This window comes from Marinobacterium jannaschii DSM 6295 (assembly GCF_000620085.1).
Lineage (GTDB): Bacteria > Pseudomonadota > Gammaproteobacteria > Pseudomonadales > Balneatricaceae > Pontibacterium > Pontibacterium jannaschii.
In genome coordinates, this window is sequence record NZ_KK211068.1 from 140,015 (window position 1) to 162,418 (window position 22,404).

Genomic DNA, 22,404 nt, shown 5'->3' on the forward strand with positions numbered 1-22,404 from the left:
ATTCAGCCCTTCTCGCCAAAGACACCGCCCCGGATCAGTGTCGCCATCACATAATGCTGTTGCTCAGGTGCGGGGCTAGCTCCCCTGATCACCCAGTTGTCGAGCAGGCTAAAGAAATCCAGCTTCTGCTTTGGCTGGCGAAAGGCCCGGCCCATGGACGTGACTGAGCCATAAGGCTCCACGGCAATGGGGCCAACTGCATCGGCCTCTTCCTGTGGATACCAGTCATCGATGGTACGCAGGGCGTTGCCGATTTTCTGGCTATGCATGGCGGCCGCACCGTCGATTCGGTACAGCGTCTTATTCTTCTGCCCGGTCTTATCACCGGAGTCCAGAATCAGTTCCTGGGAGGGGAACTCCTCCTGGCCGTCCCCCAGCTTCACCAACGCAACCACGTCGAAAAGGACACAGCTTTCCCCCGCCAGCCCCTGCTCGATCTGTCTGGCCAGGGGCGTGATCGCCTGCTGCCGGGCATCGCTGAGCGTGAAAGTGCGAAGACTGAAGTCGTAGGCATCAAACTGCCAGTGCAACACCTGCCCCTGGCTCCCCTTTGTGGTGATACGAACCTCAATGGCTTCCGCGCCGACCCGGTTGCGCCACAGGAAGCGTCCATTGGCCAGATTGACCGCGTAGCGTTGCGCCAGCACGGCAAAGCCCTGTGCGGAGACATAGGATCTGACCGTCTCACCCAGGGCCTGCCGATAGTCGGCATCATTACAGGCCGAAGGCGTCCCGGCGCCGCTCAGCACCCGCAGGGTAAAACGGACTTTCAGGCTGTCACTATTGCTGGGTAACGAAGCAACATCGACAGTTTGTAGATTCGGCGCCTGAATAGCGGCATCCGGTTTGGCCTTCAGCCGATTCGAGAGCGTCCCGCGTACAGACTTTTCCCGGATTTCGACCGCAGGCCATTGCTGATGGCTCTCCCGAGCCTCCCAGCGTCCACTACTGAACAGGGCATCGGAGGTGTCCAGCTTTCGCTCGAAAGCCAGTACAGAAGCGGTTCTCAAGGTTGTTTTCGCCATATTTCATGTTCCTTATTCAGATGGCATTTGTAGCTTTGCGGTGATTGCAGATATAGAGTCCGTTCTCAGGTTCGGCCTGGTGATACCAGAGCCACTCTGCAAGCGATTCAAGACGGTGGGGGCTACACCACTCGCCCAGAGAGTACAGTGATTCGACAAACCTGAACGGTGTTGCGCTATCCCGACAATTGCCGACTTCACCTGGCGGGTACAACGCAGAAATAGCGCCATAGCCAATGGGCAGCGGCACCAGCCAAGCGGGGCTTATCCGGGCATGCCAGGTCACGTCGTCAGGCTTATCACTGTCGGCTACAACAGGGTCTATATTCAGGCGTGTCAGATCCAGCAGCGCATCCAACCGGGTGGATTCAGGGGATTGCAGCTGCAGATACTGCAGATGCTGTTGAAGGATTTCGGGCCGGTGACAAAGGATAAAGCCCGGAAGCAAGCGCCGCATAAACTGGCGCAACTCCTTTCGTCGCGCGTCAGGATCACCCGACAACGGGTAGTATCCGGCCTCAAACCGGCGGCCGTTGCGCGCTGGCAGTAAGCTGCCACCCGCGATACGCATGCGCCGGGCCTGCTGCATTGCCCAGTTCGCCAGCTGTTGCCCTTTCTGCTCTTCGATATAGCCAGCCAGCCCGATGACAAGCGTGACCTCAAGATGTACCCGCCCCTCTTCTACAATCGCACCGGGCTTACCATCCTTTCCCAGTGGGTTGCGGGTCAGGTGAAACACCTGTGATCTTTTACCTGCCGGCTGGCTGACCTGCGGATCGAATCCGTGGCAAACGATGCCCACACCTTCAAACTTCAGGCCGCTGTAGCTTTCTGGTCGTTGCCGCTCCAGCGCATGAACGAATCCGGTAAAAGCTGAAGGAGCCGGGAAACCCCAGCTCAGTGGCCCGGATATGGCGTTGGCGTGACTTACCTGCAACCGGGGCAGAATAATCAGTCCCTTGCTATTACCCATGGCTCAGTTCCATTTTTAACAGCATCAGCTCATGCTGCAGCACCTTGGACCAGGCCTCATTCTCAGGTTGCCCCTGAACCATTGGATCTCGCCGCAGTTGCTGATTCAGCCAGCTGGCAAACGCATCACAGACGCCACTTTGCCAGTCATGTTGGCTGCGCCATTGACCAAAGCGCTGGTCCTGGCGCGCTCTGAACGGATCTAACCATGCCCTTTCAACCTCACTTAGGTTGCAATGCTCTGAGGCGGACCAGCCGGCTTCCAATTGCTGTATTCCGGCAGCGTACTGCAACAGCAAATCCACCAGTCTGGCCACCAACCCGGCGTCGGCCTGAGCTACCCGCCGATTGTTATGCCCGGCTTTACGGTGAAGCTCGCCCAGCGCCCTTACCCGCAGGGAGACATCGGCATAGCGGTAGAAATCACACCGAAAGATGCTGTCAGTGCGCAGCGGAGGTGCAAGCGGCTGCTGTCGCCATAGTGGCGGGACAGAGGCCAGCAACCAGTTTTCGCCATTGCGTTCGCTATTCAGCTGACTGATATTCTGTGGCTTTGTCCCGCCGATTTTGCGGATAGTCAGGCCTGGATAGTCGCAATAGCCATGCGGGTAGGGCTGGCCTGCCTTTCTGGCTTCCCGGGCGGCTTTAGCCTGCTCGCCGAAACGGTCTTCCCTCAATCTGTTTTGCAGGTAGTGCACCAGTGTCGTAGGAAAAAGCGGTGCTAACAGGTGGTATTCACCCTGGTCTGTTGGAAAGTAAAGTTGCTTGGCCAGTTTATGCGACGCCGGCCCGCTACTGCTTTGGGTAATGGCTGCAAATGACTGGCACCAGTGGCTTGCTGCCGTAAAATCATCGGACATCGCCGCCAGAAGCGCAGGATCTGAGCGCAATACCCGCTGCAGGATCGATTCACCTGCGGCATCAAGTTTCAGAAACTTATATACATCCAATGCCGCCGCATTACCGACGACATCCTCCGAGCGGCATGCCAGCGGCACGCTATGGGTGCCGGCAAAGCGATGGTCGGGCACGCTACCCTTTGTGTCCAGATAGATACTGCTGCCTCTGGCACTGGGATGGGTAAATTTTAATGCATGGGTCACCAACTGAATCTGTGACACCCTTTTCGCGGCGCCTTCTATCCAGTGTTCACGCTGGTAAGCCTGTAGCAATACCTGGCGTTTCTCTGCTTCTTCAGGCTTTAGCTTTTCCAGCCGGCGGTCACACCGGTCCTGAATAAACTGCTCAATCTGCTGCCTGAGCAAGGCCACCTCTGATTGACAGGGATTAGCCATCTCCACCTCCTTGTGAAACATTACTGGCGTTCAATCGGCTTGCTGAACAGGGTTTTGCACCACCACTCCCGGCTGTACATCAGCACTGCCTTGATGGGTACAGCGCCCCCAGCAGCACAGAGCAGGTACTGGCAACAAGGATAATCCAGAAAAGCGAGCGCTTACCTTCTGCTGCCAGAAGCATCCTGCGTTAACCTATTCCGCGCTAACAGAGGTTGTTATGCCTGGAAAGAAGAATGGTTTTAAGATTTGAAGATCGGATCTCATGCATAATATTGTCGTCCTTGACGGTGCCGAGAGTGGGATAAGGCAGCATTATATCGCTGCAGGAAAGCCTGCTGAAACCAGAAGAAAAGACCGTTTTCACAGCGCTGTTTATCAGCCCCGTTTACGGGCTGATAAACAGCGCGCTCTGGCCGCCGGGAATCCATAGAAGCTGGTCCGGACTCCAGCGTTTCAAGGCCCGGGATTGGCGTAAACCCGCCATCATTTTCCGCAACTTAATGAAACGAAGCTGCCTAACAGATGATTTATTACAAAACGACTAAATAAAGCTAAAAACCCTTATTAATTTCAGGCAATTAAATTCATAACAGACAAAATTAGAACTCCGTTATTTTACGTACATTCAAACGATAAAAAATCACTTCAGCAAAAGCTGCAAGGATGCCGGACTACCGGAAATCCCGATTAAAGCAACGGTCTTTAAGGCTAAGAGGCGAGCAAACAAGCACTCAACAATTAATACAATTTCCCTATGTAAAACAGATACTTCTACCTATTCTGACGGGAAAGGTCCGATGCCTCATTTTCGGAAACAAATTACACGTTTTTTCTTCTAAACCATCGTGGTATAACGTTAGGGCCAGGCAGATACTGAACTACGGTTAGCAGTTCTCCTGCGCGCCCAGAAGGGAGTCTGGCATTCAGGAACACCGGGTGTTCAGCAGTACCTACCAAAAGCGATCAGTTTATTCTGAGAGACGTCTGCAGACTGGCGCTTTAACTATTGGTACGGGCTGGCCCGGTCAAAGAGTTTAAGAAGGGATCACAATGAAAATTGGTACACTGGGATTCCCCGCGGATCAGCAAACAAAATTAGAAAAGATATTTAAACTCTCCCGCAGCAACCGTTATGAGCTGGTCGCTTTTGATCCGGATGCTCTCCCCGATTTGTTACTGCTTTTCGGCACAGAACAACTCGATACCGAGACCGCACAGGCACTGCCTGAAAGCTTTCACTCCCGCCTGATCATCACCTCCCGGGAACAACCGGTTAACAGCAACTACACCCACCTCGGTTTCCCCCTCGTTTCATCCCGGGTCATTCGCACCCTGGACAGAGTCACCAACGAAAATGAAGATCTGGAGCCCGACCTGATCGCCCGCGCGGCTGCCGAGGCCGAAAGCCGTTTCAGCAAATATATCGAAGCCGCACGTCAGGCCGCCGCTGCAGCGGCTGAGCACAAGATAAAGCGCGATCAGGACCGCGGTCCACACCGGGTTCTGGTAGTCGATGACAGTGCCCCGATGCAACAGGCACTGGCGCATGAACTGCGACAGCTGGACGATGAAGTGGATATTACCTTTGCCGATGACGGTGAAGCCGCACTTGAGCGAGTCGCAGAAAAGCCGTTCGACTTTATCTTTCTGGACATCATGATGCCCGGCATTGACGGCTTCGAAACCTGTACCCGCATGCGTCAGATAGCAGAACTGAAAAAAACCCCCATTATCATGCTCTCCGCCAAGACCTCTCCACTGGATGAGGTGAAAGGCATTATGTCGGGTTGCTCTACTTACCTGACAAAACCGATTAACCATGAAGAGTTTCAGAAAGTTATCAAGCGCGTGAGTAGCTGGATCTCTGAATTCCAGACCGCTTAAACCTTACTGGCAGCCAAAATACGGACGATTTGAAGAGTACACAACATGACAGCCCAGACAATCCTTGTCGTTGAAGATGACCCGGTTCAGCAGTCCCGAATCTGCGAAATCCTGAGCCAGACAGGCGCCAATATCATTCTGGCGAATAACGGCAAGCAAGGTGTTGAAAAAGCAAGTAGCGAAAAGCCGGACCTGATCCTGATGGATGTGGTCATGCCCGAAGTCGACGGCTTCTCGGCCTGCCGCCAGATCACCGCCAATACGGATACCAAAGATATCCCGGTGGTTGTGGTATCCAGTAAAAATCAGGAAGCCGATAAGGTATGGGCCCAGCTACAGGGCGCCCGCGCACTGGTCGGCAAGCCTTTTACCGAAGAAGAACTACTGTCCCAGGTAAACCAGTTTATCTGACGGATGGTATAACCTGCCTGCCTCGCAGCCGGGGCAGGTCAGGGATTTAAGGCAACAAAAAATACTACAAGAATAATAACTAAGCCCGGAGAAAGGATGTAATGGAGAGCAGTTCCCAGGCAACGGCTGTTTCCGATGTCAGCGCAAAGGATGTAAGACACGGCTTCAGAATCGGTTCCGATCTGTTGCTGATTCCCCTGGATACCCACTCTGAACTGGCACCGCTGCCAAGACTCTGTGCCATTCCCGATACTCCCGACTGGTTCGCCGGCTTTATTAATCACCGTGGTGATACGGTGCCGGCCTACGACCTCTATCGCCTGTTTGATAAACCTGTGCAGGAAAAACGCTGGGTGCTGATACTTGGCCTCCAGTCAGAGGCAGTTGCCCTGCTACTGGATGATTACCCCAAAGGTATTGTCGACCTGCAGGCCAGCGAAATATCCGAAACCACTCTCAGCAATGCTATCGCACCGTTTTGCCGTGGCTACCTGAGCAGCGGCGATGATATATGGGCCGAGTTTGATTACAAAAGTTTCTTCCGAAATCTAAAACAAAAAATCTAATAAAGAGCGTCGATCAGCCACATATACATGGCGGACATCCATGTATGGCAAGACACTGAACCGTCCTCTACAGAACTTCTGAGGTATAAATAAATGCGGTCGTTTTGGGAATTTCAAAACATCAGGCTACCGGTCAAATTTGCCCTGGCAATATTTCTGCTGACCCTCGGTCTGGTTTTCATGGGTGCTTCCTATTATCAAACTATTCTGCTGAATGAGGCGGCACAGCAACGCCAGAGCCAGCTGGATAAGTTTATCAACCTGATCACCGAGGTTGAGCTGGATGTAGCGAATGCGCGTTTCCACGAAAAAAGCCTGATGCAGGACCATGATCTGGAGACGCTTAACCGCTTCGACCAGAACATGTCACTGGCCGATAAAGCCCTGCAGCAGCTGGCTGAGTACCTGCGCAGTGAGGAAGATAAGCAGCTGATCGGCGACTTCCAGCTGCTGATGGATAGCTATCAGGATACATTTTATGAGGGTGCTGAGGCGGCAATCGAAGCCGGTCTGACCGCCGACCAGGGCCTGACCGGAGAGATCCGTCAGGCCGTCAGAGAAGCAGAACCGCTGATGATCTTCCCCGAACGTCCCTGGCTGAGCGAGCAGTTCGCCGCAGTGCGTAAGGCGCTGAACGAATTTTCCGCCTCCGGTGGCCTGATGCAGCAAAGCGGCCCGGCCGATAAAGAGCTGGAACGCATGGTCAATCAGCTGGAAGCAGCCGGATTTACCGACGAAAATGAAGTCCTGCAGCGCGTTACCTCGATCCGTGATGACTTTTCCGACCTTAAAGAGGCGATTGTCCGCCGCGATAACAAGCTGGCAGAACTGCAGGGCCCCGTATCGGCACTGGGTCCGAAGATCGAAGAGGTAACCAGCCTGACCTCCCGCTACGCCGCAGAGAATAACCGGCAGCGCGAGCTGGACCAGCACGATATGCTGAAGTACTTCTTTGGCGCTATGTTCCTGATGACCATTGCGATGGCGATCGCGTTGTCGATCATCAAGTACGGCGTTATCGATCCGATCAAACTGATTCAGGATACGGTAGAGAAAGTACGCAGCGGTGACAGCGAAGCCCGAAGCCGTCTCGATAACGAAGATGAACTGGGTCAGCTGGCGACCCTGCTGGACAGCCTTCTGGATGAGAAAGAGAACGCCCTGAAAGCCCAGGAAGAGGAAAACAAACGCCTCAACGCTTCGGTAATCGAGCTGATCCAGAACGTATTCCGACTGAGCCAGCGAGACCTGACCGTACGGGTACCGGTAGCTGAGGATATTACCGGTGCGGTAGCCGACTCCATCAACCAGCTGGCCGTGTCGATGGAATCGGTACTGCATGAAGTAAGCGACGTTGCCACCCGCGTAAACACCGCGTCCAAGCAGGTAAAAACGCAGTCAGCCACGGTACTGACCCATGCCAGCCAGGAGCAGCAGGAGATCCAGGCAACCCTTGAAGGTCTGGAATCGGCAACTAAGGCGATGCAGCTGATCTCCCGCCTGGCGACGCTTTCCAACACCGCCTCTCAGAAAGCGATTCACACCTCTGAGACTGCCATGGAATCGGTATCCCAGACCATCACCAGTATTAACAAGATCCGCCAGACCATCCACGAAGCGGAGAAACGTATCAAGCGCCTGGGCGATCGTTCCCAGGAGATCGGCGGTATCGTAAGCCTGATCAACAACATCTCCGAGCGTACCCACGTCCTCTCTCTGAATGCGAGCATGCACGCGGCGTCGGCCGGTGAAGCGGGCCGTGGCCTGATGGTGGTGGTAGATGAGGTACAGCGTCTGGCAGAGAACTCCCGTGAGGCGACCTCCGAGATTGAAAGTCTGGTGAACAACATCCAGCTGGAGACGGCCGATACGATCAACGTTATTAACGCCGTAATCGCCGACGTAGTGGATGGTACCCGACAGGCAGAGGAAGCCGGTGAGCGCATGGGCGAGACCCGAAGCACCACCCAGACACTGGTTGAATCGGTTGTCCGAATCGCCCAGAACGCGACCAAGCAGGCTCAGGTAGCCGAGAAACTGCGGGTACGTGCTGACAGCATCGACAAGTCCACCCAGGCAACCAACCAGGAGATGGTGCAGCAGAGCGCCCTGTCGGATGAGCTGGTAGAGGCCGCCGACGAACTGCAGCGTTCGATCAGTGTATTCACCCTGGCTCAGCCTGAAGCAACCGCTGCCGAGACCCCATCAGCGGACGCTGAGAATGCCGATGCAGAGTCAGCCGAAAGCGCAGAACCGGCAGAAACAGGCGGACTTGCAGAGTCCAGCAGCAAAGATAGTGATAACTCCTCAGTGATTCCGGCCTGAGCCGGCACTGAGCGTTACCCGTTTGCAGGTAAAAAGCATGCATTTGGACTTACAAGAAACGATCAGCCAGACACTGGAGTTGCAGCAGCAAAAGCTGCTGCAACTCCAGACCAGTCAATCGAGCCTGGATCTGACAGAACTGACTGACTCATTCTACGCGCTGGCGGAAGCATTCAGCGCCAGAGATCTGCAGGGGTTCGCTGATTCTGTTGCCCTCTATGCTGAACTGCTTGGTCAGATAGACCGGCAATCAGGTTTCGAAGCCGTCTTGCTGGAAACAGCCGCCGACCTGCAGAATCTGCTCACCTCGCAGCGTGCCGATCGCTGGGTCAATCTGCTTGAACATCTGGCGGATGCGCGCTGGCCCATGCCGGTTCAATATGAAGACCTGGCATTTCTGGCAGAAATCCTGCCACTTGAATGCGAAAACGCCGCATTCAGCGAGCAAGCCCAAAGCCTTACAGAGGCTGCTGTGGCAGGCACCGAAGAGGGCCGGCCGACAGCGCCTTCGGAAGAGCTTCCGGAGTCTGCCGCCAGTGATACACCATCGCTGACGACCGAACCTGCCGTGCAGGCAGCCGCCTCCGACACCGCTGCAACGCACCCGCCAGGCACAGAAGGCTATCTGGAAAGCAGCGCGGAATATCAGGAAAGCAGCGAGGATCGCCCGGCAAACAGCGACGAATGCCTGGCGACGGTTTCCGAGTTACGTAAAGTATTTACCGGGCAGGCAACACCCCGGTCAGGCGAAACAATCCAGCATCTGAGCGACCGTTTCAGCGAACTGGATCTGCATGGTCTGGCCGATATGCTGGCACTGTATTGCGAGCTACAGCAGCAGGAACTATCTGAGGATGCAATCGGCATGGAAATGCAGAATGCCCTGCGCCAGCTGTTTGATGCTCCCGATATTGCCGCCGGTGTCACCGTACTCGGGCTACTGGGAGACCCACGCTGGCCGCAGCCGGTACCGGCAGAGGACTGCGAGTTCCTGCAGGACCTGCTGCTGGAGAACTGTGAATACCTGCAGTCCGTCGTCCCTGCTGATCATCCTGCTGAAAGTATCGTCGATAGCGTCGCTGATAATGCTGCCGGTAGTGATTCAGCGACGGATCTCACGGAGAACACCAGCGGGCCGGCCGGCAACGGACAGCCTCCTGCGGAGCACACCGACATCGCAGTCGATGCTATAGCCGCCGCAGCAACGACCGAAACCGCAACACCGGATACGCCGGATTCTCCGCTGTCTGCAGAGGACTCCCCGGCGAGGCCCGAACCGGCACCTGCGCCGCAACTGCCTGACTTCGGCACGCTGGATGCAGCGCTGCTGGAGCAGCCGGGGCCCGAGCTTGATCCGGCCGCGATGGAGATGCTGGCATCCACCATCCAGTCGCTCTGCCAGCAGTGGGAGAACGGGGAAAGCCTCGGCACAGCCGGGGCAATGCGATCACAACTTGAGTCCCTGAAGCCGATTCAGCGGGCAGCTGAGACGCTGCGCCTGCATGGCACGGCCGTGATCCTCAACGGTCTGCAGAAAAACCTGCAGTGGCTGGCCGGGACTCAGCCCGCAGCGGATGCCGAACAGGTTCAGGCACTGAAAGATACCCTCAGCGCCGTCAGCAGTTACCTGCTGCAGATCGGTGAAAAAACCACCCGTCAGGCACTGCTTGATATCGTCTGCGACTCGCCGCTACCGGTCCGCCCGGACTCGGAACAAAGTGCGCTGCTGATCGGACTGCTGGCCCTGCCTTCGGTACTGCAGAGCAGTAGCATCACCCGGCAGACCGCCACGCCTGAAGCGGTCAGCCTGGCACGGGAAACGGATATCGACGCCCAGCTTCTGGATATGCTCTATACCGAGCTGCCGCAGCTGAGCGATGAACTACTCTCCCAGCTACAGCAGATCACCGTACAGCAGCAGATCGAAGCTCTGAGTGAGGCACAGCGTACTGCCCATACCATCAAGGGTCTCGCCAATATGGCGGGGATTGCCGGTATCGCCAACCTGACCCATAACCTGGAAGATATCCTCGAGATACTGACTGACGAATCGAGGCTGCCCGAAGGCACGCTGGCCGATGACCTGATGCAGGCCGCCGATTGCCTGGCGGCGGCAACCGAGTCGATCACCGACGACCGCCCGGCACCGGATGATATCCTCAGCGTATTGCAGCGCCTGATGGACTGGCATTATCAGCTACGCAGCGGCGATATCCTGATCGAAGAGGCGACGCAGCTGGCCGACGACAGCCCTACCGGGCCAGGCGATGGGCCAGTCGAGAGTGAGGCTTCCGACGATCAGAATCCGTTGCCGGCCAGCACCGAAAAACGTGAAAGCGACAGTTTCAGGGTCTCCCGCCAGCTGCTCGACAATCTTTTCCGTATTGCCGGTGAAAACAGCACCCTGACCGCCCAGCTGGATGAAGAGCTGACCCAGCTCAGGGCACTGACCCGCTCCGGCAGGGAGCGTCAGCGCGCCATGCAGCGGGTTATGTTTGAGCTGGAACAACAGCTGAATGAGCACTTCACCCTCTCTCCTGCGGTACAGCAGGAAGATGAAGAGTTCGATCCGCTGGAGATGGACCGCTACAACGAGATGCACACCACCCTGGCACGACTGCACGAAGTTGCGACCGACGTCGCTGAAGTCGGTCAGGGCGTCGATGGCCACGTCCGCACGCTGAGTGAGCTGCACGTAACCCAGTCGGGCCTGCAGAAAGAGGCCCTGAACACGGTACTCAGTACTCGACTGGTAGAAGTCAGCACCATCACGACCCGGCTGCAGCGAATCCTGCGCCAGGCCTGCCGTTCTACCGGCAAACAGGCCCGCCTGAACATTGCAGGGGGTGATACCCGGATCGACAGCCAGATCCTCAACCAGCTGGCCGACCCGCTGATGCATATGATCCGGAATGCGGTGGATCATGGCCTGGAATCAGACCATGGCCGCTTTGAAGCCGGCAAGGAGGTCGAAGGTGAGATCAGCCTGAGCTTCAGCCAGGATAATGACCTGATCCGTATCCGCCTGAGTGACGATGGCCACGGTATCGACCTGAATGCGATCCATAACAACGCCATTGCCAAAGCCCTGATTGATCCCGAGCAGCAACCCAGCGAAGCCGAACTTCTGCGCTATATCCTGCTGCCCGGATTCTCCACCAGTGAATCGGTCAGTCAGCTGTCCGGCCGCGGCATCGGCCTGGATGTAGTAAACCAGCAGATCACCCGCATGCAGGGCACACTGGAACTGCATTCCGAAAGCGGCAAAGGTACCCGGTTCGATATCACCCTGCCCGCCAGCTCGATGATGATCAAGAGCCTGCTGGTGCGGGCCGGTAAGCAGGTCTTTGCTCTGGTCAGCCACGGTATCGAGCAGAGCCTGTTGTCGATCGACGGCGAGTATGTCGAAGACAGCGACGGCGCTAAGTTTGTCACCGCCGAACAGACCTATCCGGCGGTATCGCTGGAGCAGTTGGTATCCAGCCGGGGTTATGACTATCGCAACAGCAGCGTACATCCGGTACTGCTGGTGAAAACCAGTGCCGGGGAAACCATTGCCTTGCTGGTACGGGAAGTTCTCGCCCACAGGGAGCTGGTATTTAAGGCGATGGGCGACTTTGTACCGGATATTCCGGGTATTCCGGGCCTGACGATTCTGGCGAACGGTGAAGTGGCTCCGGTTGTCGACCTGCCGGGCCGGATTCGCCACTATCAGGATGGCGAGCGAGGACTTCAGGAGCTGCCTGAACTTGAGTATGAAGCTGAACTGCCATCGGTGATGGTCGTGGATGACTCCATCAGTGCGCGAAAGTCCCTCGCAACCCTGTTGCAGGATACCGGCTACGAAGTGCATACCGCCATTGACGGGCTGGATGCCCTCAACCAGATCAGGAAGCAACCACCAAACGTGATCCTGACTGACCTGGAAATGCCGCGCATGAACGGTATCGAGCTGACCTCGTCATTACGCAGTAAAGCGGAAACCCGCGATATTCCGGTCATTATGATCACTTCCCGCTCGACGATAAAACACCGGGAAGAGGCCGAACAGGCCGGTATCAATGCTTATATCAATAAGCCGTGGACAGAAAATGAGCTGCTGGACCAGATGCAGACTCTGCTTGTTAAAAATAAGAATAATCCAGAGTGAAACGGAAGATCCCATGAAAATAATGAACTTTCTGAAAACCATACTCCCGGTTATTGCTTTGGGCTCGCTAATGAGTACAGCATCAGTTGCCGGCATCACCTCGTTTGATGGGCAGGGCGGCAACCAGAAGCAGTCAACCACAGCAAACGCCACGCCACAGCAACCGCTGGCTTCAGCGGATGAAGCCATTGCCAGTGCCAGCGAGCTGCGAATGCTGACACAGCGGATGTATAAGGACTATATTTTCGCGGGCCTGAATGTGCGTGCGCGGCGGGCGCGTCAGGACCTGAAACAAGCGATGGCACTGTTCGAGACTGAGCTGGCACGGATTACCCTGTTCGCCCATAACGACAACCTGAAAACCAGAGCCACCGAGCTGAAAGACGCCTGGCTCAGTATCAAACCCATCTACAGCAAGTCTCCGGACAAGGGCCGGGTTGCTGAACTCAGAGACCTGAACATCGCGCTTCTGAAAGCCAGCCATACCAATGTCACTACGCTAATGGTATTTGGCGGCAGTCGCTTCGGCCGGATGGTTAACCTCGCGGGTGAACAGACCATGCTGTCACAGCGGATGGCCGCACTCTACGGCCTGATGGCCTGGGGTTTCGAAAAAGAGTTTGAGGATATCTATAACATTGTCGAAAAAGACTTCGGCTATAACCTGGAAGTGATGATGGATCACCCGATCAATACCTCCCGGGTCGATCGCAAACTGAAAAAGGTAAAGCGCCAGTTTGCCAGCTTCGGACGCTCTTCAAAAAACGGCAGCCGCACTTACGTACCGGCATTGATCGACCGCTCGGCAGAAAAGATGCTGGAGGAGATGCTTGACGTCACCAACCTGTACGCAGACCTGAGCAGCAACTGATCCCGGACTATACCCCTTCAGACGTGAGCCTCTGGCATTTCGTATACAGCGATCTGTCAGAGCCTCTCGCCCCGCTTCTGGCTGTCGGCCCCCGACAACCTGAGTACAAGCTATACCTTTACTAATCCCCCTTCTGCTTCCGCCTCTATGTAGTCGCGGCCCTTACCGGCGCTCTTACCCCGCCGTAACCGGGTAAGCCTGCTGGACTAATACAAAAAAATATAAAAACAAAGCAATCACGGAGTCACATCATGCAATCTAAGCAGCTGAGAGAATCACTCCTCCCCATACTTTTCACCGCCGCCGTCACCGTCGCCTCAGGGAGCGCCTGCGCAGGCTTTGCTCCGCTCGAAGCTTCCGGCGGCTCAGGGGGAGGCAATCACACAACGGGGATCTCCTCAGCTGCCTGGCGGCCTGTAGCGTCTGCTGAAGAAGCGATTACCGTTGCCAGCGAATTACGCATGCTGACCCAGCGCATGTATAAGGACTATGTATTCTCAGGCCTGAATGTCCGCGCACGTAAGGCAAATCACGACCTTGAACAAGCGATGCAGCAGTTTGAGTTCAGTATCGCCCGCCTCAGCGCTTACGCCTACAATGAGCACCTAAAGGCGCGCTGCGCCGCCATGCATCACCTATGGCTGAAGATCAAGCCGATTTACCAGTCGCCGCCCGACAAGGCCAATGTCAGGCAACTGCGCGACTACAACAATGAGATACTGAGAGCCAGCTATGCCAACGTCACAACGTTTATGGTGTACGGCGATAGCGAGTATGGCCAGATGGTCAATCTGGCGGGGGAGCAAACCATGCTGTCCCAGCGGATTGCTGCACTGTATGGCTTAATGTCCTGGGGGTTTGAAGACGACGTTGAAGAAACCTATAGCAAGGTAGAAAATGACTTCCGCTATAATCTGGAAGTGTTGCTGGAAAACCTGATTAATACTCCAGGGGTCGATAGGAAACTCGATCGGGTTAAACGACAGTTCGCCAGTTTTGAACGCTCGTCCAATAGCGGCGCTAACGTTTATGTTCCCGCCCTGATCGACCGCTCAGCAGAAAGGATGCTGCGAGAGATGCTTGATATCACCAATATGTATGCCGAACTGAGCAGCAACTGAGATAGCGCCGAAAAGCCCATCAGGCCTCGTAATAAACCTATTTTTTACGAGGCTATTAAAACCCCTACCTGCGCTTCACAGCACTTACTCGCAGTATTTATTCACCTGAATCAAAACTCTTTATGCTTTCTCTTCATTCTGTTCCCTGACGTCATAAAATAAAAATCGTAGAGGCAGGGAGCCTTATTGATATCTGACTACAAGTTTTTCCGGTTGTCGCTTTTACTCATATTTCTGATAATCCTTCGGCCTGATTTATTTGCGTTCAGATATCACCCGGCCTGATTTACGTCTGGTTTAGGTACTTATCGCCAGGTACCTTTTCGGAGCGGGCATCATCATGATCAGTTTTAACTTTTTCGCGTTATTCCGGATCGCAGGCAATATCGCCTCCGGCCTATCCCGCCTTGTGCTGTCCCTAACGCTGTTATCAGGCAGTCCCGCTGTTCTGGCCGAGCATAATATAGTCGCCCTGCTCTCCTATGATCCGACCCTGGACTGGTCTCAGGAGTTTACCCAGGCCCTGATTAGTGACGCTGCCAGACATCCGGACAAGGTGAAGCTTTATATCGAGTACATGGATAGCCAGCGTCTGCCCGAACCCATGTGGCATTCACGCCAGGCGGAATACCTGCGCCATAAATATGCATCATTGCAGGTCGATGCCGTTATTGCCGAATCAAATCATGCAGCGCGCTTACTCAGCCTGCACGGCATATCCATTTTTGGCCAGGTGCCTCAGGTTAGCGTTTCGGAAAACCGCTTTGTCCATTCCTCCGCCCGGCAGGTGCACCATATTCCGCTGCTGCCAGACTTCGCTCAGTCATTGAATTTTGCCGCCAGGCTTCGCCCTGCCCCGGAACTGATCGCGATTACCGGAGACCGCAGCCCCGAGGCTTTAGCGCTGAGCAACGGACTGCAGCAGGCCGCCGCCGAGCGGCTGCCTGATGCTGCGGTGGACGTCCTGCGCACCGACGATCTGACCGAGCTGGTGCGCTATGTATCGACGCTGCCCGAGTCGACACTGCTGTTTCATACCCTCTACTATCAACAAAACGGTCCCCAGCCGGCTGAAAGCGCAGCGATTCTGGCCTCGGCAGCCAGCGTACCGATGCTGGTCAGCTACGAAACGTTTCTCTCTGCAGGGGCCGCTGGCGGCGTGCTGCTGACGGCAGAACAGGCTGCCAGTTCAGCGCTGCGCAGCGCGCTTGCCTATATAGAGCCGCCCTATTTCCCCGGCAGTTACCCTGTCAAAGGCGAAAGCTGGATCAATTATCCTCAACTGCAACGGTTTTCCATTCCCGCCAGACAGATCCCTACCGGGAGCCGGATGCTTAACCCCCCGTCGGATAGTCAGGGCCCGGATCACTACCAGTTTGCCGGAACAGTCATCTTTATACTGCTGCAGCTCGCCCTGCTGGTAGGGCTGAGTATTCTGCTTCGACAACGAAACCGGCTGACCCAGTCCCTGATGGAGATTAACGGCCAGCTTGAAGACAAGGTTGCCGAGCGCACACGGGAATTAAAAATTCTGGCCTCGACCGACAGCCTGACCGGTCTCTACAACCGGGCCGAGTTTACAACCCGGGCCAAAGCAGCGATGAACCAGGCGAAGAGACAGTCCGGCAGCCTGTGCCTGGCCATTATCGACCTTGATCACTTCAAGCGGATCAATGACCGGTACGGCCATACAAGCGGGGACCAGGTGCTGAAGGAGGTCGCGCGTTGCCTGCAGAGCCACTTCAGAAGCTACGATATCGTCGGACGTTACGGCGGTGAGGAGTTTTCAGTGATACTGCCCGATACCTCACTGGAACAGGCGGTCGCGGCAGTGGATAAGGTCCGCCTGGTGGTGGCCAAACGGCAGCTGGAGATCGACAGCGGGCAGCAACTTAATATCAGCATGAGTGCCGGTATCGCGGCACTGGAGTACCAGGACGATCTGGTAACCCTGATAAAGAAAGCCGACCACCACCTCTATCAGGCCAAAGCCAATGGCCGCAATCAGGTCTGCTCCGCCACCACGCAGGCAGCCTGAATTCCCCTTGATGACCTGTGCCGATGGGCAAATCCATGCAAATCCCTGAAGGCCATGACCCTGTGCATCGATAACCCCACGGGCATGGCCGAAACAGCCCGGATCGATATCTTTGGCGTGGGATAAGAGGAGGAGAAAAAGCTGTGTTACTCACCTGTTTACGGCCGGTGTTTATCAGCGTACATCCTGCAGTACTGGCCGGAATGGACTAAGCACTTTCGTGGCGACTAAGCGGATTGTCACTCACAACTAGTTAAATAAGAGCGTTGATATAACCCTGCACTCGAACAATTAATACCAATACAGATAATCGGGCTATATGGTCACAACGACCTATACGCTGCGGTAACCGGCGCTATCTGCATCACGCAATTTATAGCCGCCGGATATAAAAAAACCGGCCAGAAGGCCGGTAAGAGATACTTATGAAGTAAACCCGATTATCTGCTAAACCTCATCCCGGCCGAGCGCGCGCAGGGCTTTGTTCAGCTTGTCCTTTCCGCCGATAGAATCGTAATATTTAGGCCAGACCTGGCCGGTCGCCCGCTCGATCCACTCCTTTTCACCATTGGCCGGATCGACAATTTTCATCCCGTGCTGAATAAGGTTCTGGCGAATTTTGGCTTCGTTTTCGATCAGGAACGTTTCACTGGCCTTAGTCGCGGCCAGGCCGGCATCCAGTACCACTTTCTGCATATCAGGCTTGAGTGACTGAAACAGCTGCTCGCTCATAATCATCGGTTCGATGGAGAAGATGTAGCGGATATTCGTGACATACTTCTGAACCTCGTAGAACTTCATCGCATTCACTGTGACATAGGGATTGTCCTGGCCATCCACTACCCCCTGCTGCAAGGCCGTGAAAGTCTCCGACCAGGCCATCGGCGTCGGGTTGATCCCCCAGGCTTTATAGGTATCAATCATGATCTCGTTTTTGGGCACCCGCACCACCACATCCTTCAGATCATCCAGGGTACGAACGGGCTTTTTCGAATTAGTCAGCACCCGGAAACCGGTATAGGTCCAACCGACAATCCGGACACCGGCATCACGCACCGAGTTCTCCACCAACTCCTGCCCCACACTGCCCTGAGTCAGGGTCACAGCATCATCCAGTGACTGCACCACATAGGGCAGGGTAAAAATGCCGACCGTCGGCGAAAATGGTGTCAGGTTATTGACCGCCAGAATTGAAAAATCCAGCGTGTCCAGCGACACATCGTTCACGGTATCCTGCTCACTGCCCAGGGTACTGGCCATAAACAGTTTGACATCATATTTACCGCCGGAGCCGGTGTTCAGCGCTTCTTTAAATTTCAATCCGAACGCATGCTGTGCACTGCCCTCGTTATCGCCCGCCGCCACTTTCCAGACGGTGGCAGCCTGAGAGGGGGCCGCTAAAATCAAGCCCGTCGTCAGGGCCAGTGCGCTGATAAACTTATTCTTATATTTCATATAATCCTCAGCATCGCTTTTTGTTTTGGTCAGTATGGCCATACTGAAACCGCATTCGCTTTCGTTAAATAGCAATAAAAACATCTTTAATTGCTGATTCCGGAAACATAGCTAAGCCCTGACCTCCCCGGCCGCAACAGCCGGGTTGACCCCGGCGACAACTATTTTTATGTTGTCGGGTACATCATATAAATACCATCCACTCCACCATTCAGGAAACAATACCGATGAAGCGTATCAGCCTGTCCGGCCAGGTCAGCGATCTGGACCTGAAACTTCTGCGGGTCTTTAAAACAGTGGTGGAATGCGGTGGTTTCTCTGCCGCCGAAGTCGAACTGAACATCGGCCGCTCGGCGATCAGCCGCCAGATGGCCGACCTTGAGACTCGCCTCGATATGCGGCTCTGTCAACGCGGCCGCTCCGGCTTTCTGCTCACGGAGCATGGCAGGCTGGTCTATGAGGCGACCCTGGAGCTGCTGGTCGATATCGAGAAATTCCGTTGCAATATCAACGCCGCGCACAGCCAGCTGATCGGGGAACTGAAGCTGGGGCTGACCGACAATATGGTCAGCGACAGCAAGGCCCCGGTGATCAATACGCTGGGGGCCTTTCATCAGGACGAACCTGAGGTCAGCATCAGCCTGCAGGTCGGCTCGCCCAACGAGATAGAGCGGGCAGTGATTGAGGGCCATGCCAACATCGGGATAGTGCCGGTTCACCATAAACTGCCCGGGCTGGAGTATCATCCGTTGTATCAGGAAACCTCCAGGCTCTATTGCGCCGCCCGCCATCCGCTGTACCCGCTGGAGGCCAGCGAAATTACCGCCGATCGCCTGCAGCCATTCGACTTTATCGTACCGGGCTACGCCCACTCTATTGAGTTCAAGGAGCGCTTTCCTGAGCTGAAGGCGGCCGCTATGTCGTCACAGGTTGAAGGCATCGCCACTCTGGTACTCAGCGGCCAGTACCTTGGCTTCCTGCCCGATCACTATGCCCTGCAGTGGCTCAGTACCGGTCAGATGCGTGAGATTCTGCCACAGACCTTCAGTTATCAGGTGCCCTTTTGCGCGATTACCCGACGTGATGCCCAGCCCAACCTGCTGCGGACCACCTTTCTGAAGGCCCTGATGGTCGATACGTCCACGGCTTAATGTTTCTGTTTCAGACAACTTAAGATGCCCTTATTGCGATTTAAGTAACGCAAACAGCTTCCTATAGTCGGGGGAAACCAGCATTAACCGGGTACCCCTTATGTCAGATTCCTTATCCGAGACAATCGCTACAGCCACAAAAAGTTTCAGCCCCCTGCCCTCTGAATCAGTGCCACGTTACGCCGGTATTGCCACTTTCATGCGCCTGCCGTTCTACAGCACGGCCGAGGCCACCGGCGCAGATATCGGCATCTTCGGTATTCCCTGGGATGGCGGCACCACCAACCGCCCGGGCGCACGCCATGGCCCGCGCCAGATCCGCGAACAATCAGCGCTGATGCGCAAGGTACACCCGGTGCTGGGCCTGAGTCCTTTCAGTCTGGCGAATTGTGCCGACCTGGGCGACAGTCCGGTAAATCCGCTGCAGATCGAGGAAACCCTCGATAAGGTCGAGCACTTTGTCGATGAGATAGTGGCACGCAATATTATCCCGCTGGCCGCCGGCGGCGATCACCTCGTTAGTCTGCCGATCCTGCGCGCGCTGGCAAAGCAACACGGCCCGATGGGGATGGTGCACTTCGATGCCCATACCGATACCTGGGACCGCTACTTCGGCGGCTGTAAATACACCCACGGCACACCGTTCCGGCGCGCCATCGAGGAGGGGATACTTGACCCGAAACGGATCGTCCAGATCGGTATCCGGGGCGGCCTCTATTCAGAGCACGATGATGACTGGGGGCTGGAACAGGGTATCCGCGTGATGCGGGTCGAGGAGTTCTACGAATTAGGTGTGGAAAAAGCCCTGCAGGAAGCGCGTCGCGTGGTCGGTGATCAGGCCACCTATATCAGCTTCGATGTCGACTGTCTCGACCCGGTATTTGCCCCCGGCACCGGCACACCGGAGATCGGCGGCCTGACCTCCCATGAAGCCCAGCGCATGGTGCGCGGCCTGCGCGGGCTGAACCTGATCGGAGCCGACCTGGTGGAAGTATCCCCGCCTTTCGATCCCAGCGGCGCCACCGCCCTGCTCGGCGCTACCCTGATGTGGGAGATGCTCTGCCTGATGAGCGAAAAGGTGGCTCAGCGCAAACGGTAACGTCCACCACTCGGCCCCGCCCCGGTCATGCCTGCAGGCAATGTCCGGGCTGGCTGAGATAGAGTCACAAAAAAGGCTGCCTGTCTTAACGACAGGCAGCCTTTTTTGATTGATTCGGTTCCGTCAGGTGGCACAGCCCTCAGTGAGCGGCATCCTGTGCTTCAGCCGCTTTACGCTGGGCCAGAATAGCTTCGCCCATCTTCTGGCCGAACATCTCCATCATCGCGTCTTCATCGTCACCCACCTTATCAAAGCACTCCACCATCGCTTTCAGCGTCGGCAGGGTCTGTTCGACCAGCGTGGAGATATAAGTTTCGGCAGGCACCTTAGTGTAGTCACTGTACTCAGCCAGCAAGCGGCTCACTTCAGCATTCAGTTCAATTGTTACGGTAGTTGGTTCGTAAGCCATGTTTTGCTGCCTCTTATTTTTATGCTTCGACCACCCAATAGTATTAGTCGTTAAATATCACCTATAGGGCCAGTCCCGGCTGAAATCTGGGGCCACCACAAGCCGCTGCTGAAACTGGACGCATCCCCCCTCCGCTACTGGTTCTACCCGGTCTAAAGACAAAAGCTGAAGCTTGAAGATTAACGCCTGCCGCGCGGCATCTTGCTGTGCGCAGCACGCGGACAGAGGAACGTCGGGTATCAGCAGACTCTCAGACGTCTCCGGGATAATAACTACAAGGGCAAGACACGCAGAGGAGCCATCAATGACTCAGTACCAGACACTGGCCCAGATGGGTATTACCGATGTCGACAACATCAGTCGCTACAGCCTGCGACAGGAAGGCAATCGGGACGTACTCAAGATCTACTTCAACAACGCCGATGACTCCCTGCTACCCAGCAGCAACAAGTTTGCCTTTGAGCGTGCTGTACAGGCCGACGGTGCCGGTTCCCAGCCAGAGATGGCCCCGGTTATTGTTGCGGCGATTAAAGAACTTAATCAGCTGAATAAACCTGAGCACCAGGAACAGCGTGCCGCCCGCGAGCAGCTGGCCCACGAACTGGAGCACCTGGAGCGGGTAATGAGCAGCAAACTGGCTGAACTGCGCAGCGATCTCTCCAAGTTCTGAACCGCCTGCCCCCGATCCGGCTTCCGGCCGGACGCTTCTCCCTGCTACATCTGATAAATAAAAATTATCAGATGTAGCAGCCAATATCGATTGGACAGCAGAAACGGCCCATAAGACACTTCGCCCCAATAGATTTTCCCAGCTTTTGATAAAGGAGCCTTTCAATGGATACTCAGCTGTCACCGCTGGAACTGCGCCGTAAGATCCGTTCCGGCGAGTTCACCGGCAACACCTCCGGTTATTGTCAGGGATTTGTACAGGGCAACCTGGCCATCATGCCAAAAGAGTGGGCCAACGAATTCCTGCAATTCTGCCAGCTCAACCCTAAGCCATGTCCGGTTATCGGCATGAGCAGCCAGCCGGGCGAGTTTATGCTGCCGACGCTGGGCGAAGACCTGGATATCCGCAGCGATATCCCGAAATACCGTATCTATGAGAAAGGCGTCCTGACCCAGGAAGTCACCGATATCCGTGACTTCTGGCGTGATGACCTGGTGGCGTTCCTGCTCGGTTGCTCCTTCTCATTCGAGGAAGCGCTGATCGCCGATGGTCTGGAAGTACGTAACATCACTGAAGGCGTTAACGTGCCGATGTACCGCACCAATATCGAGTGCCAGCCAGCCGGTCGTTTCTCCGGCACCACCGTGGTCAGCATGCGTCCGATGAAACCGGCCGATGCGATCCGCGCGATCCAGATCTGTACCCGCTTCCCGTCCGTGCACGGTGCGCCGCTGCACTTTGGTGATCCGGCCCAGATCGGCATAATAGATATCAATACTCCGGATTTTGGCGACGCGGTAACGATCAAAGAAGGTGAAGTACCGGTGTTCTGGGCCTGCGGCGTGACACCACAGGTTGCCATTGAACAGGCACAACCTGATTTCTGTATCACCCACAGCCCGGGCCACATGCTGGTATCCGACCTGCCAAACAGCCGTCTGGCGATTCTGTAAGGAGTC

The 22,404-nt window shown here is 55.6% G+C and carries 17 protein-coding genes; 12 read left to right on the plus strand and 5 right to left on the minus strand.

Translation table 11 applies throughout. The features are described 5' to 3' along the window. Positions 1–2: 2 nt before the first annotated feature. From csy3 to csy1, 3 genes are read right to left on the minus strand one after another with little or no spacing between them, the layout of a single operon-like run. Entirely contained in the window at positions 3–1,025 is a 1,023-nt protein-coding gene (gene csy3 / locus Q354_RS0122320) for a type I-F CRISPR-associated protein Csy3 (protein ID WP_027859553.1), read from the minus strand. Between the two features lie 16 nt (positions 1,026–1,041). Then, on the minus strand, positions 1,042–1,998 hold the full coding sequence (gene csy2, locus Q354_RS0122325) for a type I-F CRISPR-associated protein Csy2 (RefSeq protein ID WP_027859554.1): 957 nt from the start codon (positions 1,996–1,998) through the stop codon (positions 1,042–1,044). Next, positions 1,991–3,292 (minus strand): type I-F CRISPR-associated protein Csy1, encoded by a 1,302-nt coding sequence (gene csy1, locus Q354_RS0122330; RefSeq protein WP_027859555.1) that lies wholly within the window; start codon positions 3,290–3,292, stop codon positions 1,991–1,993. The genes csy2 and csy1 overlap by 8 nt, the downstream gene beginning before the upstream one ends. 1,053 nt (positions 3,293–4,345) lie before the next feature. On the opposite strand from csy1, the gene Q354_RS27705 reads away from it, so the two are divergent. The 8 genes from Q354_RS27705 to Q354_RS27710 all read left to right on the plus strand — a co-directional run bounded on the left by Q354_RS27705 (position 4,346) and on the right by Q354_RS27710 (position 16,661). Beyond that, positions 4,346–5,179 (plus strand): response regulator, encoded by an 834-nt coding sequence (locus Q354_RS27705; RefSeq protein ID WP_027859556.1) that lies wholly within the window; start codon positions 4,346–4,348, stop codon positions 5,177–5,179. A gap of 45 nt (positions 5,180–5,224) precedes the next feature. After that, on the plus strand, positions 5,225–5,590 hold the full coding sequence (locus tag Q354_RS0122340; protein WP_027859557.1) for a response regulator: 366 nt from the start codon (positions 5,225–5,227) through the stop codon (positions 5,588–5,590). A gap of 101 nt (positions 5,591–5,691) precedes the next feature. Further along, positions 5,692–6,156, plus strand: coding sequence for a chemotaxis protein CheW (locus Q354_RS0122345; protein WP_027859558.1), 465 nt, complete (start codon positions 5,692–5,694; stop codon positions 6,154–6,156). Positions 6,157–6,249: 93 nt separating this feature from the next. Continuing rightward, positions 6,250–8,481, plus strand: coding sequence for a methyl-accepting chemotaxis protein (locus tag Q354_RS26915; RefSeq protein WP_084332721.1), 2,232 nt, complete (start codon positions 6,250–6,252; stop codon positions 8,479–8,481). A 37-nt stretch (positions 8,482–8,518) separates the two neighbouring features. After that, a complete protein-coding gene (locus tag Q354_RS26920) occupies positions 8,519–12,631 on the plus strand; it encodes a hybrid sensor histidine kinase/response regulator (protein ID WP_245601115.1) in 4,113 nt (1,370 codons plus the stop codon). 13 nt (positions 12,632–12,644) lie between these two features. Further along, a complete protein-coding gene (locus Q354_RS0122360) occupies positions 12,645–13,502 on the plus strand; it encodes a type IV pili methyl-accepting chemotaxis transducer N-terminal domain-containing protein (protein ID WP_027859560.1) in 858 nt (285 codons plus the stop codon). Between the two features lie 251 nt (positions 13,503–13,753). Then, positions 13,754–14,623, plus strand: a complete 870-nt coding sequence (locus Q354_RS0122365; RefSeq protein WP_084332723.1) for a type IV pili methyl-accepting chemotaxis transducer N-terminal domain-containing protein — start codon at positions 13,754–13,756, stop codon at positions 14,621–14,623. 340 nt (positions 14,624–14,963) lie between these two features. Beyond that, positions 14,964–16,661, plus strand: a complete 1,698-nt coding sequence (locus Q354_RS27710; RefSeq protein WP_051560553.1) for a GGDEF domain-containing protein — start codon at positions 14,964–14,966, stop codon at positions 16,659–16,661. 447 nt (positions 16,662–17,108) lie between these two features. Here the strand turns inward: Q354_RS27710 and Q354_RS0122375 are convergent, their stop codons facing one another. Continuing rightward, the gene (locus Q354_RS0122375) at positions 17,109–18,116 is read right to left on the minus strand and encodes a TRAP transporter substrate-binding protein (protein WP_027859562.1); all 1,008 of its coding nucleotides are present in this window, start codon (positions 18,114–18,116) and stop codon (positions 17,109–17,111) included. A gap of 227 nt (positions 18,117–18,343) precedes the next feature. Between Q354_RS0122375 and Q354_RS0122380 the strand changes: the two genes are divergently transcribed. Together Q354_RS0122380 and speB are read left to right on the plus strand one after the other, a co-directional pair. Next, positions 18,344–19,267, plus strand: coding sequence for a LysR family transcriptional regulator (locus Q354_RS0122380; protein ID WP_036231197.1), 924 nt, complete (start codon positions 18,344–18,346; stop codon positions 19,265–19,267). A 100-nt stretch (positions 19,268–19,367) separates the two neighbouring features. Next, on the plus strand, positions 19,368–20,366 hold the full coding sequence (gene speB, locus Q354_RS0122385; RefSeq protein WP_051560554.1) for an agmatinase: 999 nt from the start codon (positions 19,368–19,370) through the stop codon (positions 20,364–20,366). 139 nt (positions 20,367–20,505) lie between these two features. Here the strand turns inward: speB and Q354_RS0122390 are convergent, their stop codons facing one another. Next, positions 20,506–20,775 (minus strand): hypothetical protein, encoded by a 270-nt coding sequence (locus Q354_RS0122390; protein ID WP_027859565.1) that lies wholly within the window; start codon positions 20,773–20,775, stop codon positions 20,506–20,508. A gap of 304 nt (positions 20,776–21,079) precedes the next feature. Between Q354_RS0122390 and Q354_RS0122395 the strand changes: the two genes are divergently transcribed. Then, positions 21,080–21,445 (plus strand): DUF3461 family protein, encoded by a 366-nt coding sequence (locus Q354_RS0122395; RefSeq protein ID WP_027859566.1) that lies wholly within the window; start codon positions 21,080–21,082, stop codon positions 21,443–21,445. Positions 21,446–21,609: 164 nt separating this feature from the next. Continuing rightward, a complete protein-coding gene (locus Q354_RS0122400) occupies positions 21,610–22,398 on the plus strand; it encodes a putative hydro-lyase (RefSeq protein WP_027859567.1) in 789 nt (262 codons plus the stop codon). The last annotated feature ends 6 nt before the right edge of the window (positions 22,399–22,404 follow it).

Bases quoted from the DNA above. Each gene is read 5' to 3' on its own strand.
- Q354_RS0122365 (WP_084332723.1), top strand. From the start codon at position 13,754: ATGCAATCTAAGCAGCTGAGAGAATCACTCCTCCCCATACTTTTCACC.
- Q354_RS0122340 (WP_027859557.1), top strand. From the start codon at position 5,225: ATGACAGCCCAGACAATCCTTGTCGTTGAAGATGACCCGGTTCAGCAG.
- csy1 (WP_027859555.1), bottom strand. From the start codon at position 3,292: ATGGCTAATCCCTGTCAATCAGAGGTGGCCTTGCTCAGGCAGCAGATT.
- Q354_RS27710 (WP_051560553.1), top strand. From the start codon at position 14,964: ATGATCAGTTTTAACTTTTTCGCGTTATTCCGGATCGCAGGCAATATC.
- Q354_RS0122395 (WP_027859566.1), top strand. From the start codon at position 21,080: ATGACTCAGTACCAGACACTGGCCCAGATGGGTATTACCGATGTCGAC.
- csy3 (WP_027859553.1), bottom strand. From the start codon at position 1,025: ATGGCGAAAACAACCTTGAGAACCGCTTCTGTACTGGCTTTCGAGCGA.
- csy2 (WP_027859554.1), bottom strand. From the start codon at position 1,998: ATGGGTAATAGCAAGGGACTGATTATTCTGCCCCGGTTGCAGGTAAGT.
- speB (WP_051560554.1), top strand. From the start codon at position 19,368: ATGTCAGATTCCTTATCCGAGACAATCGCTACAGCCACAAAAAGTTTC.
- Q354_RS0122375 (WP_027859562.1), bottom strand. From the start codon at position 18,116: ATGAAATATAAGAATAAGTTTATCAGCGCACTGGCCCTGACGACGGGC.
- Q354_RS0122390 (WP_027859565.1), bottom strand. From the start codon at position 20,775: ATGGCTTACGAACCAACTACCGTAACAATTGAACTGAATGCTGAAGTG.
- Q354_RS0122400 (WP_027859567.1), top strand. From the start codon at position 21,610: ATGGATACTCAGCTGTCACCGCTGGAACTGCGCCGTAAGATCCGTTCC.
- Q354_RS26915 (WP_084332721.1), top strand. From the start codon at position 6,250: ATGCGGTCGTTTTGGGAATTTCAAAACATCAGGCTACCGGTCAAATTT.
- Q354_RS0122380 (WP_036231197.1), top strand. From the start codon at position 18,344: ATGAAGCGTATCAGCCTGTCCGGCCAGGTCAGCGATCTGGACCTGAAA.
- Q354_RS26920 (WP_245601115.1), top strand. From the start codon at position 8,519: ATGCATTTGGACTTACAAGAAACGATCAGCCAGACACTGGAGTTGCAG.
- Q354_RS0122360 (WP_027859560.1), top strand. From the start codon at position 12,645: ATGAAAATAATGAACTTTCTGAAAACCATACTCCCGGTTATTGCTTTG.
- Q354_RS0122345 (WP_027859558.1), top strand. From the start codon at position 5,692: ATGGAGAGCAGTTCCCAGGCAACGGCTGTTTCCGATGTCAGCGCAAAG.
- Q354_RS27705 (WP_027859556.1), top strand. From the start codon at position 4,346: ATGAAAATTGGTACACTGGGATTCCCCGCGGATCAGCAAACAAAATTA.